A 14,393-nucleotide genomic window follows, 5' to 3' on the forward strand; every position below is an offset into this window, starting at 1 on the left:
GCCTGGAAGATAAATCTAACATACTCCTGTTTAGAGCCTGACTCAAAATAATCTACCAAAGTCACCTAGCAAATAGACAAACTGATACAATCGTGATGAGTAAATTAATTAAGGAGATGCTAGATATGGAAAAAACAAATACTATTTCTGATGTTCATGGGACAAAAGCTGTCATTTTATTGGCAGAGGATAATGAAGCAAATATTGAAACTTTTTGTTCGTATCTGAGTGCTTTTGGCTATGAAATTATTATCGCCAATAATGGTAAGGAAGCGATCGAAATTGCTACCACAGCCACTCTTGACTTAATTCTCATGGATATTCAAATGCCAATTATGGATGGTTTTGAAGCTATCTTAACCTTGCGTAAAGAACCAAAATTAGATAGAGTTCCTATTGTGGCACTCACAGCCCTAGCACTGGTAGGCGATCGCGAGAGATGTTTGGCTGCTGGTGCTAATGAATATTTGTCTAAACCAGTTAAAATGAAATTATTAGTAACTACTATCCGAGAATTGTTAGGAGAAATTTAAACGGGGATTGGCTAGTGTTGTCAGCTAATTTTTGTGGGTTTGCTTTCCTGGGCGAAAACATTAGGTATGTTCAGGGATTTTCAAAGCTGGTTGTCGATACGAGCGATAAATTTTTCCCAGTAGGAGTCAAATAAATCATGGTAAGTGAAAAATCTCGGATTCCTGTAGCTTTGACGATCGCAGGTTCTGATAGTGGCGGTGGGGCTGGGATTCAGGCGGATTTGCGGACTTTTGCCTTTCATTGCGTGCACGGTACGAGTGCTTTGACTTGCGTTACTGCTCAAAATACGTTGGGGGTGACGCGGGTGGATGCTTTGTCTGCTGAGGCTGTCATCGCTCAAATTCAGGCGGTGGTTGGGGATATTGGGGTGGATGCTGTGAAGACTGGGATGCTGTTAAACCGCGAAATTATGGCGGCGGTAGCTTCCGAGGTGGAGAGTTTTCAGATCCAGAATTTGGTTGTCGATCCGGTAATGGTATCCCGATCGGGCGATCGATTGATTGACGATGAGGCGATCGCCTATTTGCAAAATATTTTGATTCCCATGGCTGCTGTGGTGACTCCCAATCGGTTTGAGGCGACTATTTTGAGCAATTTAGAGATTAATTCTGTGGATGATATGCGATCGGCGGCCCAGAAAATTCATAGTTTAGGGGCGAAGGCGGTGTTGGTGAAAGGTGGGGGGATGAAAGGGGAGTTACGGGGAGTTGATGTTTGGTTTGATGGTAGGGGCTCCGAGGTTTTAAAGGCCGAGACTGTTGATACTCAGAATACTCACGGGACAGGATGTACTTTAAGTGCTGCGATCGCCGCCAATCTAGCATTAGGCAAAGATTTATTCACAGCAGTTACCTTCGCTAAACATTATGTGACCCATGCTCTCCAATATGCTTTAGATATTGGAGAAGGTCAAGGTCCAGTAGGTCATTTTTTCCCGCTGTTGAAGTCAGAAGTCTCTCCACAGTCTACAATCAGTTAATTTCTTAATTTTTCTGGCGATAGGGCGATCGTAATTAAATTTTCTATTTTTTTAATATTCGGATCGCCAGCTAAATAACCGATCCCACGGTGCAAGTGGAGGCGAAACTGTTTAGCGAGAGTATCTTTTTCTGTACCTAAGTTGTCATTGTGACAGCGCTGCTTCAGAGCAATTATCAAGATATCAGCCATGTCGCCACCAAAAACATCCCAACTTAATTCGACATTGCTGTCGCTAGGAATCGGTACGGGAGATGGGATGCTCGGCTCGGCTAGCGATCGGCAAAAACCCCACCGACATAGGATGTTCCACTGGTCAATTTTGGTTGCTCGTTTCAGTTTTGATAGTTGGTCTTTCCCTGTTTGGGAGAGGCGGATGCGATCGACTGGTGGTTCCATAGGTTGATGATTTTTTGATCTGTTGTATGATTGTTAATATTGAGCCGGCACAGCCTCTAGATAGGCTTTTCAAAAGGGTGCATCTCAATGAGTGCAAATATCTTCGTAGGCGAAGCATGACCGCTGTAAATCTCTGGTTATCACTAATAAATTGTCTGCGGTCATGCTTCGCCTATGCAAAGTCGGGATGCTCCCTTTCAAAACTCAGGTTGTCAACCAAAATTCACGAACAAAATTCACCACAAAATTTACATTTTTTTACACGGCGCTAGGTTGATATATACAGGGTTTTCTGCTATTGTGATTATATAAGGATAAATCCTACATAATGGGATGGTGGAAAAAATAAAATTTTCGCAACCATCCCATTATCCTATATATAGTACCGCAACCCCAGGGCAAAGTCAAGGGGTTGCGTCTATTTTTTAGGGCGAATTTTTATGTCCAAAAGTAACCAGTTTCGACGGTGGTTTGGCGTTTGGCGGAATCATATTTAAGGATGTAGCTGTGGGCGATCGCCTCTAATTCTTGCAGCTTATCATATTCTGTTTTGCCAATTTCTGTATCTGTTGATAGTAGGATGACTTGGTGGCTGGCTGAGGGGAAATAGCGTTCGACTAGGTTGTTGCGATGGGAGGAGTCGAGGCGGCCTAGGGGAGTGTCGATGGCGACTGGTAATTGTCTCCCGGATACCCTGGCTAATCCCCACAAAAAGGCGATCGCCAGCAGTTGTTTTTCTCCTGCTGACAGTCGGTGTTTCGGTACTTGTTTCCCTTCGGTGTCGTAGATGGAAAGGCTAAAGGTTTGGGTATCTATGGCTACTCTATGTACCAAGTCGGTTTTGTGCAGCAGGTAACGGAAACATTCGGTGATTTCTACTTCGAGTTTATTGAGCTTTTTGAGGGTGAGTTTTTCTTTGAATTGTTTGAGGGTGGCTTGGGCTTTGGCGATGGATGCGATGATGTGTTGGCTGTTTCTGATGGTGATGTATTCGCTGCTGTAGTTTTCTAATTCTTTTTTGGCTTGGGTTAATTCCCTGTCTAATTCTTCGATGTAGCGGTTAACCGATTCCAAGTCGGCGGCTGCATTAGCCACTGCTTGTTGCGTGTTTTTTACCTCTATTTCTAGTTGTTTGTAGGCTTCGGGAGAAGCTGCGGTGGCTAATTGTCTGTCTGTAAAGTCGATTTCTGTTTCGATATTTTGGATTTTTTCTATTGTTTCAGTGGCTGTGGTTTGCTGGAATTGGATTTGGTAGTTGAGGATATTTTCTAGTTGCTGGATGTTGTCATCATCCGCAGCTAACCAGGGCGGGGTATCGGAGCCAATTTGCTGTTCTAGTTGTCTATTTTCTTGGTGGATGAAGTCTTGTATTTTGTCTAGTTGTTCGGGGTTCAATGAAATTTCAGCGATGTAGTTGAGGAGACGATCGCTTTTTTCTTTGATAATATTTTGGGCAATTTTGGCTCGCTGCTGGCTGGCTTCTGTTTCTGCTTGGGTTTTGGCTTGGCTGAGTAGGGGGGAAATTAGGGCTAAGGGGAGGGTATTTGATGCTAGTTCAATCATCGCTTCACGGGATTTTTCAGCAGCAGCTCTGTAGTCGTTTAGTTGTCTGTCTAGTTGGCTGCGATCGGCTGCGATTTTCCCACCTTCGTAAATAAACTTATCTGATGCTTGTTGCTGATTTTTTTGAGCTTGCTCTAACTTGTTTTTTAAGTTAGCTGCATCTTGCTCGGCATCGGTCTTTTTATCAGTAATTTTATTTAATTTTTCTTCAATTTGTTCTAAAGCTGCCAAGTCTTTTTTGCCGGACATTTCTTTACGTTTGCGGCTGGCTAATATTTCTAAGTCAACGGCGAGGCGTTCGGCTAATTCTAAACCTAAAAGAGATTTAATTGCGCCCACTACAAATTCTGGTGGAGTTTCGAGTTCCGCTAGTTCTTTTACTTGTTCGCCATCAAAAAGAAACAGGTTAGATATGCCGACTGGTAGCATGGTTTCGATGTATTCATCCCAGGTGTTGCTCAGGGCTTTGTCTGCCCACCAATCGGTAACAAATTCGCTATATATGAGAATACTTAGGTTGTCTTTTGTATCGGTTTTTTTCCAGTATCTAACTATTTTAAATTTGGTTAATTTGTCATCTTGAATTTGTTCAAATATTAATTCAACCCTGGTATCGTCTAAGGGTGGAGTGTGGCGATTGACTGATTGATTGAGGAAGTCGCTGTAGCTTAAATTGCCTCTGGTGGAACATTGAGCTCTGCCGCCGTAGAGGGCGAGGCGAATTGCATCCATGAGGGTAGTTTTGCCACCGCCATTCATGCCCCCAAATAGGACTATGGGGCATGGATTACCGTCTTTTTCGGGGCGGAGATTGATGGTTTGAGTGCCTGCATAGGGACCGAAGTTTTTGAGGACGAGTTCGAGGAATTGCATTGTAGATGTTGTTGAGATGGGTGGAGAATTCTAAGTGCGATCGGCAGTCTCAAATGACGCAAGTCCTAATGATATCATTTTGTATAGGGGCAATCGCCGCTTAACGATCGCTCAGATGGCTAAGGGGTCAAAAGCCGATCGCCAAAATCTGCAATTAAATTACGATGGACTAATTGCGATCGCCATTTTTCCGGGAGGCCACCTTCACCATAAAAAGCCCCAGCCAACTGTCCGTAAACCGCACCAGTCGTATCAGCATCATCACCCAAATTCACAGCTAACAAGCACCCTTGAGCAAAAGAATCACTGTTATAAAACGCCCAAAGCGCCGCCTCCCAAGACTTGACAACATAACCCGTACCTTTAACTAATGACTAATGACCGATCGAGCTAAGATTGATCGTAACTTGTCCCTACCCGAACTCAGACCCGTTCCCATGATACCCGATGCCTTTCCCGGAGCCACTTCCGCCCCCGACTCTCAAGGGACACCTGAAGTCAGCCTCGATATGCAAGTCCGTCTGAAAACTGAAGATGGACAGCTACTGCTGCTGTTACCCTCAGAAACTAACACCAGTGAAACACCCACCGTCTCCGCCTCTAGTTGGACTGAAATTTGGCAACAGTTAAAGGTGAGGCTGAATGCAGGAGAACGCTTTTGGCAGGCGAATGCCGAAGTACAATTGATGGCGAGCGATCGACTTTTGGATATTCGCCAACTGCAAGAAATCGCCGAAGCCCTATCGGAAGTAGAACTTCAACTCAAACGAGTCCACACTAGCCGCCGTCAAACTGCGGTTGCCGCCGCCACTGTCGGGTATTGTGTAGAACAGCAGCCTCCTGTTTCATCCCTGAGTAAAGCCCCCACGGACAAACCGCAATCCCTGGCGGAACCTTTATATTTGCAGATGACGGTGCGATCGGGCGTAGAAATTCGCCATCCGGGTACCGTCGTACTTTTGGGAGATGTGAATCCAGGTGGTTCAGTCATCGCTGGGGGCGATATCCTAGTTTGGGGGCGTTTGCGGGGGATTGTTCATGCTGGTGCTGGCGGCAATACCAAAAGTGTGATTATGACCTTGCAGATGGAACCGATGGTGATTAGGATTGCTAAGTATGTTGCCAGAGGTCCAGAAGCTTCGCCGGCTCAGTTTTTCCCGGAAGTCGCCTATGTGACAGATAAAGGGATTAGGATTGGCAGAGCTTCTGATTTTGACAAATCTCTTTTAATTGGTTAGTTGTTATTGGTTGGTTGTTATTGGTTATTTGTTACCAATGCGCCATGCTCCATGCCCCATGCCCCATACCTAACGCCCAGTCTATAAATCTCAAATCTAAAATCGCTTATGGCTCGCATTATTGTTGTTACATCAGGGAAAGGCGGAGTTGGTAAAACCACCTCCACTGCTAATCTTGGTATGGCTTTAGCTAAGCGGGGGCGCAGCGTTGCGGTGATTGATGCCGATTTTGGCCTCAGAAACTTAGACTTGCTGCTGGGCTTAGAAAATCGCATTGTTTATACTGCACTGGAAGTGCTGGCTGGAGAGTGTCGCTTAGAGCAAGCTTTGGTGAAAGATAAGCGTCAGCCACGTTTGGTATTGTTGCCGGCGGCCCAAACTCGCATGAAAGATGCCATTAGTGCCGAGCAAATGAAGCAACTTGTGGGGATGTTGGGGACAAAATATGATTATATTTTAATTGATTCTCCTGCGGGCATTGAACAGGGTTTTCAAAATGCGATCGCCCCGGCTACTGAAGGTGTGATTGTGACTACTCCAGAAATCGCTGCTGTCAGAGATGCCGATCGAGTTATCGGTTTGCTGGAAGCTAATAATGTCAAGAAAATCAACCTGATCGTCAACCGGATCAGACCGGCAATGGTACTCGCCAATGATATGATGTCGGTGCAAGACGTGCGGGAAATCCTCGCCATTCCGCTGCTGGGCGTAGTCCCTGACGATGAGCGCGTCATTGTTTCCACCAACCGAGGAGAACCATTAGTTTTGTCCGAAACAGCTTCTTTGGCTGGAACCGCTTTTGACAATATTGCTCGTCGCTTGGAAGGGGAAAAAGTCGATTTTCTCGATCTCAATCCTCGTCCCGAAACCTTTTTTAGTCGCCTCCGCAAATTCTTCAATACTAAAATTATTTAATCTGCGGCCCCTAGGGGCGATCGACTTTCATCCATAGGGACTAAATCTAACACCATCGTCTAGATGTTCCCAAAGTTCACTTTTTCTAGGTATAACCCTTGACAAATGAGTACCAATCATGATATATACACTCCTCGAACGACTTTTCCCGCGCACGTCTGATAACAGCCGCGATGAGGTCAAACGCCGCCTGAAACTGGTTCTAGCGCACGATCGCTCAGAACTCAGTCCCGAAATGGTTGAGGCGATGCGCCGAGAAATTTTAGAGGTGGTGTCGCGTTATGTGGAAATTGATACTAGCGAGTCAGAGTTTTCCCTAGCCAGCGACCAGCGGGCGACATCCTTGATTGCGAATCTGCCGATCCGGCGAGTCAGGGTGGATAAAGTACCGGAAGAGGTACCCGAAGAGGTACCCGAAGAGATGCCGGATGAGGATTAACTACCAGCCGGGAAGTCCCTAGTAAGATTTCTAGGCTCCATCAGTTCGTAGCTAGAGCTAGATTGGATTTTCAATTTAAAACGGCACAGGAGTTATACAGCAAGTGTGATGTTTTAGTTGTTGAAGATTTGAACCTAAAGAATCTGACCAGACGCGCCAAGTCTAAAACTGATATTGACAGTGGCAATAACTTGGTTTATTTGCCAAACGGTCAATCGGCTAAAAGTAGCCTGAATAAATCAATGCTTGATGCTGCTCACGGTCAATTTGCCAATGTTCTCAGGTATGTTGCTTGGAAGTTGGGTAAGAGTGTTTTATTTGTTGCTCCGAAGGGAACCTCTCAGTATTGCTGGAATTGCCTCAATAAAGTACCGAAAGAGTTGTCGGAAAGATGGCATTCCTGTCAGTGCGGAGCATCTTTGGATCGAGATGAAAATTCAGCGAAACTTATTAGAAAAATTGGTCTGAGTTACGAAAGTGGCGGGGGAACTCCGTCACTCAAAAAAGCCTTTGCAAAAAAGGAAAAAGAAGCCTGCGGTCTAAATGTACTCAGTTGACCGTCAGGTTTGTTCACTAATTCATCGCTCTTTCTAAAGGTGATTGTAACTGGATTTGTAAAGGTCGATCGGACCGAATTTCGAGACCAGGAAAATCATTTTTTACTAATATTTTTTCGCCGATTTCCGTACTAGGTCTGGGCCAGAGTACCCAACGACTACCTTGGGTAAGAGTGCTTAAACTTGCAGAATTTTGAGTCAGCCAAATTAGCGGCAGTTTAGGTCTGTTTTGCACAACATCTTCCGCTGCATTAACTGCTGCTAAAGTTTCCAAAACTACCCGGTTCCCCGATACGATTCCAGTTCCGGTTGTCCAAAGTTTGACGTTTAACAAGCGCTTGCTAGCATAGAAGTAAAGGGACGCAGCGACTGTCACGGCTCGTTCAAATTCCTTTGGTTCCCAGGTGGCACCGCTGTCGAGAGCAATCATAATTTCTTGACCACCGGCTGCAACTTCCAACTCCCGCACCCGCAATTCCCCGTGGCGGGCGCTGGTGCGCCAATGAATCAGTCTGGTGGGGTCTCCGTGTCGGTAGGGTCTGAGGTTACGGGTGAGTCCTTCTGTAGCATTTTGCGATCGGCTACGATCGTACAATTGCGGACTATCTTCTTGACCGATGCGATCGATCAAAGGACAAGTGCTCAAGGGTAAAACCTGGGGATAAACCACCGCCTTCGCCGGAACCGGGCGACTGCGCCGACACCAAAACAACCCCAAAGGTGCTGCTGTCCTCAAGTGCACCTCTAACCAGCGATAGACACCCCGCTGCTGCGCTTCCACATAGTATGTATCCCTGTAAATACTTTTGGGTGCGATCGCCTCAAGGGGGCGAACTACGGGCTCTGTGAGTACAAAGGGCAAGACATCTATGACTTGCAACAGGGTTTGAGGTTGGTCGGAGCAATTTTCGATTTCAAGTTCGATCGTAATTTTATCGCCCACACTCACAGGTTCGATCGCGCGACGGCGGACTTCCAAAGCACGGAGCGATCTCGTAGATAAAAAAGCCGCAATTCCCAACAGCGCCAAACTCCCACCGCTGAGTACGTAAAGCCACCCAGCCATTGTATTAGTAGCAGAGCCAAAAAAGAAAACAGTCAACCCGATCAGCACCCAAGCACCGTAAGACGGTGTTGCAGCGCGACTTTCGAGCCAGTTGGCAATTTTTAGACCGATGTTCATAGCACTTTCAAGGGTGAGGAATGGTTAATCAATCGCACTCAAACTAGCAAGAAGATCGGATTTAGCCTCTTGACTGACCAACTTTTTGAGCCCGGTCTAGTCACTGAGGAATCTCGCCAAGTCCTCAAAAGCTAATTGTAAAATCTTCTAATAACTTAGCAGCGAATTAGATATTAGCGATTAGATTAGAAGTCAGCCATTTTTTAGCAAAAAATCTACATTCAATGGAGACCAAAAAATGAACCCATTAGATAATCCTACACCCGTTAGACCAGAGGTTCAAGCACGCCGCACACCGCCACCGCCACCGCCCTTAGCAGCCCCTCCTGCGCCTCCGGCTGCGGCAGTCCCGCGACAGCCAGAAGTTCCCCTCAGTACGATCGAGCAAATGGTCAGAGATGCCCATGCCGCTGGGGCTTCCGACATTCACATTCGAGTCGGTCAAGTGCCAAGATTTCGGATTCGGGGCACGATGCAAGTAGCTATGAGCCACGTCAAAGTAACTCCAGAAATTTTTGAACATTACTTAGCAGAAATTCTTTCTCCCCAACAGCGCAAACAGTTCGCAGATAGCAAAGAATTAGATGCAGCAATTTTCTATCCTGGTTTTGTGCGGTGTCGGGTAAACTGTTTTGATTCCCTCAGTGGCGGTGCTATAGTATTGCGTTTGATCGATCTGCAAATACCGAGTATCGACGCGATGAGATTGCCAGAAGTTCTCAAAAGCATTATCCTGCGATCGCAAGGGTTAATATTAGTTACCGGACCGACCGGTTCGGGAAAATCGACCACCGTGGCTGCGATGATCGACCACCTGAACCAGATGGAGCAAAAACACGTAGTTACCATTGAAGACCCGATCGAATTCATTCACCCTTCCAAGAAATGTTTAGTCAGCCAGCGGGAAGTGGGCTTGCACACCCACGAGTTTCAGCAGGCGTTGCGGGCTGTGTTGCGGGAAGATCCAGATGTGATTCTGATTGGGGAAATGCGCGATCGTATTACCATCAATACAGCTTTGCAAGCAGCTCAAACAGGTCACTTAGTCTTGGGTACTCTCCACACTCGCAGCGCCATTAACGCTATCAACCGCTTGTTGAATATGTATCCCCCAGAAGAACAGCAGGCCATGCGGATTCAAATCTGCGACTCGTTGGTAGCAGTAATTGCTCAACTTTTGTTACCAACCGTTGACAATCGTCGCGTCGCAGTTCACGACATTTTGGTGAATACCCCTGCTATGCACGATTACTTAATGAAAGGTGCTGATGACGAGGCTTTCCGGTTGATGGAAACTGATACTTATGAAGGAATGCAGATTATCAATCAGGCTCTTTATAACCTTGTAATTGAGGGCAGAGTGACGATAGAAGAAGCAAATAAAGCTTCTCCTGAAGCGACCGATTTAGACCGTCGCTTGCGGACAGGAGGCTATGATGCTGCGGATGCTCGTGGCTTTAAAGGTAGCAAAAAAGAACGCGGCGTTCGTGCTAAGTAGCAGCACATCTCAGAAGGGTAAGAGTATATGGGACTTTACCCTTTTTTTACTAAATGTTAAAGAAATTTAATATTAAATTTCTTTAACAAACACCGTGCTTTACATAAACTTTAAAAATAGGGAAAAACCCTGAGATGATTGCAAAGAAATGATAAAGATGTGTTGTGACTATTGCCAAGACCTAGGAAGTTCAGTTTACAATAGTGGCAATTGTAATAATAATATTTTTTGATAAAAACTTTAAATTTAGAATATGCCCAAATTAACCAGTCAACCAAAACCCTTAGTCAAGCTACAAACAGGATGAATAGAATAATCTGTGTCGCAGCAGGTTTTTAGGGAGTTCTATTAACCAGTGGATAAAAAAAAACAGGTATTTTTAGTCCGAGTTATTTGGGCTGTTAAACCAGTGTTAGTTAGAACGAGTATATTTTGAAAAATCAAAGGAGCCAAACAAGTGAAGAGTGCATCTAACCCCTCAGAAGTATTGGAATGTCCAAGTAAAGCAGAAATAATCGATCGCATCCAAAAGTTAGTTCCCCCAGGCTCCTTGGAACCGCAAGCTCCTGAAACTATAGCTGCTTTACAAACTTTGACCGCACAGTTAATCTCGGCCTACAAAGCAGACGGACAATTAGAAAGCGAACCTTTTGAGGACGTGCGCGATCGCGAAGTACACCTGTACGCCACCGCAGTCAGCAACAAAATCCAAGGAAAAACCATCCTCGTCACCGGTGGCGAAGGATGCGTCGGCAATTACTTAATCGAAAAACTGCTGTATTTAGGTGCAAATCAAATCATTTGCGTAGACAAAGCCCGATGTCAAAACCCCTTAGAAACTCTTTCCCTTTGTCAACAAGAAGGTGCTGTTACCTTCTATGCTACCGACATTCGCAACTTTGGAGCCCTTAAACAGATATTTGAAGTCCACAAGCCAGAAATTGTTTTTCACCTAGCAGCTCAACGCTCCCCAGGGCTAGCTGAAATTCAAATCCGAGAAACAGTGACAACCAGTATTTTAGGAACCAAGCACGTCATCGAACTCTCGGAAGAATACGGTGTGGAACAGTGCATTTTTTCTTCCACTGGAAAAGCATCTCGGTATTTTACCACGGAAGTTTATGCAGCTTCTAAAAAATTTGCTGAATGGCAATTTGCCAGAGCAGCTCAATCAGGAAAAGTCACCTACGGGATGGTTCGCTTTACTCATATGCTGGAAAACAGCTTGTTCTGCGAACAAATGTCCAAGAAAGTAGACCAAGGAAAAATTGTCAACGTTCACGCTCCCCACCGCTACGTCACCGCTCAAAATGTTCTGGAAGCCGTGCATTTATTGCTGAACGCACTGGTTTTATCTGTTCCCGGAAAACTGAAATTTCTGACGGTGCGAAATCTCGGATGGCCCACAGAAACTTTGGAAGTAGCTCTCTATAAAATTGTTCAGTCAGGTAAAAATCTGCCGATTTATTTTCAAGGACTTTTACCAGGCTATGAAGAACCATTTTTTATGGGACAATTTGACTGGAGCAAACCTAGAGACATTCACCTCTTAATTAATGTTCTGGAAGACCCTTTTAGAATTATTGATGATTCGGGCGATATCGTGAGTGCAGAGTTGGCTCCTTTTTCTTTCCGGGTGTTTGATAGACAAGTGTCTCACTTGGAAAGCTTTATCAACGCTTCTGATTTCCCAGAATCACAAATTAAAGAAGTTCTGGTATCAGCAGAAAAAGAAGTAATTGCTTCCTCTTTTGCATGGAGTTCCGCCCCAAATTTATTGAGAATTTTGCATTGGGGAATTAATCCGAAGAAATTGCAAGGTTACGGAACAGACATCTCTAGCTATAGCGAGATTATCGAACTACTGCTGCAAGGGATTTACGGCAGAGTCGATGCAGAAGTGTTGCAAAAATCGGGAATTAGCGCTGATGATTTTCATGAATTAGTGAATAGTTTGGCTGCACTTGATTCTCTGGAATCGGAGGTACACTATTTGCGATCGGTGTCAAAATATGTGAGAGAATTGATGCCAGTGGCACAATTAAGCAATAGTAACTATGAAGGTGTTCCCATCCGTGATGCAGCCTAACATCATCAAAAATACTCAGTGAGTTCTGATTTTAACAATATAAAACCTAGAAATTGAGAAGCCCGACTTTTTCTAAAAGTTGGGCTTCTCGGTGTCTGAATTTTAGGTTAGACTAGGATTGGCCAAATTAAAATAAGGTACTAGAGCGTGGAAAATAGTCAGCTAGTGTTCCTATTTATTGATATCCTGTTATGGGCGATCGCGCTAATTCTCCTGATTCCCGTTGCAGTTCTATTTCTAGAATGCACAGCATCTTTATTTTCAGCTAGCCAATCCACCGCCGATACTAAATCTCCCCGTCCGAAAGTAGCCGTTTTAATTCCAGCTTACAACGAAGCAGCGGGCATTGCAGCCACAATATCCACAATATTGCCACAATTAACACCGGACGATCGCCTATTAGTGATTGCAGACAACTGCACCGACGAAACAGCAAACATCGCCCGTAACTGCGGCGCAACGGCCCTAGAACGCCAAGACACGGAACGCAAAGGCAAAGGATACGCCCTAGACTTCGGCTTAGAGTCGATCGCCTCCGACCCGCCAGAAGTAGTAATCATGGTGGATGCAGACTGTATTTGTCAACCAGACGCTATCGATAAATTAGCCAGAATTGCAGTTGCTTCAACACGGCCAGTCCAAGCAACTTATCTCATGGAACAGCCACCAAATCCTACTCCCAAAGATTCCATTTCTGCCTTAGCATTTCTAGTCAAAAACTTAGTCAGACCAAGCGGATTAAAACAGTTAGGATTCCCATCATTACTAACAGGAACAGGCATGGCTTTTCCCTGGTCGATAATTCGATCGGTTTCCCTAGCCAGCGGTAATATTGTTGAAGATATGCAGATGAGTTTGGATTTGGCGATCGCCGGACATCCAACCATGTTTTGTCCCGCAGCCAGAGTCACCGGTTGTTTACCCCAGCAGCAGCAAGCAGCGACAAGTCAAAGAACCCGATGGGAACACGGTCACATACAGACTTTGTTAACCCAAACCCCCCGCCTCGCAGCAGCATCCCTACAGCAAAAAAGATTTGACTTATTGGCGATCGCCCTCGACTTATCAGTCCCTCCCCTGTCTCTTTTAGTCGCCCTGTGGCTAGCAGCTTTTGCAGCCTCATTACTAGCAACAACCTTGGGAACATCCCCAATTCCAGCCATCCTGTTAGCAATACAAGGATTGTTAATTTTTGTTTCAATTATCGGCGCTTGGGCTAAATTTGGGCGTGCCGATATTTCCGGTTCCACTCTGTTATCCGTACCCTTTTACATCCTCTGGAAAATACCTCTGTATTTCGGTTTTCTGCTGAAACGGCAAACCAAATGGGTACGCACAGAACGGGATGTTTAATAGACATCTCCCAAAAAGATATTCAAGAACAGGCCCGATGCCTGTTCCACAAGAATTATGGGAGATCTCTAATCAATTTAGGTGCAAATGGGTTGAAACACAAAAAATCAGAAGCTGGAAAATTCCAACTTCTGATTTTTACTAACTCCCCGGGTAGGATTTGAACCTACGACCAATCGGTTAACAGCCGACCGCTCTGCCACTGAGCTACCGAGGATTGGTGCTTTTTGCTTGCCACATTTACTAATAGTAATACCAACATCGTGAATTTGGCAAGGCCTTTGACAAACTTTTTTTCAATTCATACCACAAGCGGGTTTCAGGAGTTAGGGCAATCCCATTCTCAGTTTAGCCAGCCGCTGTTGGGATTCTGGATCGAGAGAACTCGCAAGAAAGCGACTAGAAGTTTGTTTGCGAGATTTGTGCAGGCGCTCGCAGCGGCGGGCTGTGGATTCGATGTCGGCTGCAAGTTGCTCGGCAGACATCCATTCGGCACCGTAGCCGACGACGGTCAATTGCTGCGCTCGGTCTGATGTGGCGACAATCATGCGACCTTTTCCCGATCGCGATCGCAATTCATAGCGCAAACTAGCACAAGATTTTTCAATATAAGTATCTGCTGTCTGACCGAAGTCAGTGTAGTGCACGGATAAATGTTTTGTAATAATTTCTTTGACGCTGGGAGTATGTCGATAGTGAGCATCAAACACCAGTCGAGCCTCAAAATCTTGAACAGCGCTGTAGTTAACTAAAACTTCAATTAACTCGCGGCGA

Annotated in this window: 13 protein-coding genes, 1 tRNA gene and 1 pseudogene; 9 read left to right on the plus strand and 6 right to left on the minus strand. The window is 45.3% G+C overall.

From position 1 onward, the window contains the following. The first annotated feature begins 125 nt into the window (after window positions 1-125). Both AAFP11_RS21960 and thiD read left to right on the plus strand, forming a co-directional pair. Window positions 126-533, plus strand: a complete 408-nt coding sequence (locus AAFP11_RS21960) for a response regulator (RefSeq protein WP_341736662.1) — start codon at window positions 126-128, stop codon at window positions 531-533. Window positions 534-670: 137 nt separating this feature from the next. Continuing rightward, the gene (gene thiD, locus AAFP11_RS21965; protein ID WP_341736663.1) at window positions 671-1,513 is read left to right on the plus strand and encodes a bifunctional hydroxymethylpyrimidine kinase/phosphomethylpyrimidine kinase; all 843 of its coding nucleotides are present in this window, start codon (window positions 671-673) and stop codon (window positions 1,511-1,513) included. Here the strand turns inward: thiD and dndE are convergent. The 3 genes and pseudogenes from dndE to AAFP11_RS21980 form a co-directional block, all read right to left on the minus strand. Further along, on the minus strand, window positions 1,510-1,911 hold the full coding sequence (gene dndE / locus AAFP11_RS21970; RefSeq protein ID WP_341736664.1) for a DNA sulfur modification protein DndE: 402 nt from the start codon (window positions 1,909-1,911) through the stop codon (window positions 1,510-1,512). The genes thiD and dndE overlap by 4 nt on opposite strands. Before the next feature lie 438 nt (window positions 1,912-2,349). Continuing rightward, window positions 2,350-4,347: a DNA sulfur modification protein DndD gene (gene dndD / locus AAFP11_RS21975; RefSeq protein WP_341736665.1), complete on the minus strand. Its 1,998-nt coding sequence runs from the start codon at window positions 4,345-4,347 to the stop codon at window positions 2,350-2,352. A 119-nt stretch (window positions 4,348-4,466) separates the two neighbouring features. Next, window positions 4,467-4,700, minus strand: a pseudogene (locus AAFP11_RS21980) (ADP-ribosylglycohydrolase family protein); the annotation flags it as partial. A gap of 84 nt (window positions 4,701-4,784) precedes the next feature. On the opposite strand from AAFP11_RS21980, the gene minC reads away from it, so the two are divergent. The 4 genes from minC (at window position 4,785) to AAFP11_RS22000 (ending at window position 7,496) form a co-directional block, all read left to right on the plus strand. Continuing rightward, entirely contained in the window at window positions 4,785-5,585 is an 801-nt protein-coding gene (minC, locus tag AAFP11_RS21985) for a septum site-determining protein MinC (protein WP_341736683.1), read from the plus strand. A 108-nt stretch (window positions 5,586-5,693) separates the two neighbouring features. After that, complete coding sequence (gene minD, locus AAFP11_RS21990) at window positions 5,694-6,500, plus strand: septum site-determining protein MinD (RefSeq protein ID WP_340520546.1); 807 nt, start codon at window positions 5,694-5,696, stop codon at window positions 6,498-6,500. Window positions 6,501-6,618: 118 nt separating this feature from the next. Beyond that, complete coding sequence (gene minE, locus AAFP11_RS21995; protein ID WP_340520543.1) at window positions 6,619-6,939, plus strand: cell division topological specificity factor MinE; 321 nt, start codon at window positions 6,619-6,621, stop codon at window positions 6,937-6,939. Between the two features lie 26 nt (window positions 6,940-6,965). Beyond that, a complete protein-coding gene (locus AAFP11_RS22000; protein WP_341736684.1) occupies window positions 6,966-7,496 on the plus strand; it encodes a transposase in 531 nt (176 codons plus the stop codon). A gap of 16 nt (window positions 7,497-7,512) precedes the next feature. Here the strand turns inward: AAFP11_RS22000 and AAFP11_RS22005 are convergent, their stop codons facing one another. After that, window positions 7,513-8,679, minus strand: a complete 1,167-nt coding sequence (locus AAFP11_RS22005) for a DUF58 domain-containing protein (protein ID WP_341736666.1) — start codon at window positions 8,677-8,679, stop codon at window positions 7,513-7,515. 238 nt (window positions 8,680-8,917) lie between these two features. Between AAFP11_RS22005 and AAFP11_RS22010 the strand changes: the two genes are divergently transcribed. From AAFP11_RS22010 to AAFP11_RS22020, 3 genes are all read left to right on the plus strand, one after another. After that, entirely contained in the window at window positions 8,918-10,177 is a 1,260-nt protein-coding gene (locus AAFP11_RS22010; RefSeq protein ID WP_341736667.1) for a PilT/PilU family type 4a pilus ATPase, read from the plus strand. A 457-nt stretch (window positions 10,178-10,634) separates the two neighbouring features. Beyond that, on the plus strand, window positions 10,635-12,266 hold the full coding sequence (locus tag AAFP11_RS22015; protein ID WP_341738976.1) for a polysaccharide biosynthesis protein: 1,632 nt from the start codon (window positions 10,635-10,637) through the stop codon (window positions 12,264-12,266). Window positions 12,267-12,413: 147 nt separating this feature from the next. Further along, on the plus strand, window positions 12,414-13,619 hold the full coding sequence (locus AAFP11_RS22020) for a glycosyltransferase (protein WP_341738977.1): 1,206 nt from the start codon (window positions 12,414-12,416) through the stop codon (window positions 13,617-13,619). A 145-nt stretch (window positions 13,620-13,764) separates the two neighbouring features. Here AAFP11_RS22020 and AAFP11_RS22025 read toward each other — a convergent pair. Continuing rightward, window positions 13,765-13,836: transfer RNA gene (locus AAFP11_RS22025), tRNA-Asn, on the minus strand. 109 nt (window positions 13,837-13,945) lie between these two features. Continuing rightward, window positions 13,946-14,393: NYN domain-containing protein (locus AAFP11_RS22030; protein WP_341738978.1), on the minus strand; the 448-nt coding region annotated here is incomplete at its 5' end.

This window comes from Microcoleus sp. CAWBG640, from assembly GCF_020883015.1.
Classification (GTDB): Bacteria; Cyanobacteriota; Cyanobacteriia; order Cyanobacteriales; family Microcoleaceae; genus Microcoleus; species Microcoleus anatoxicus.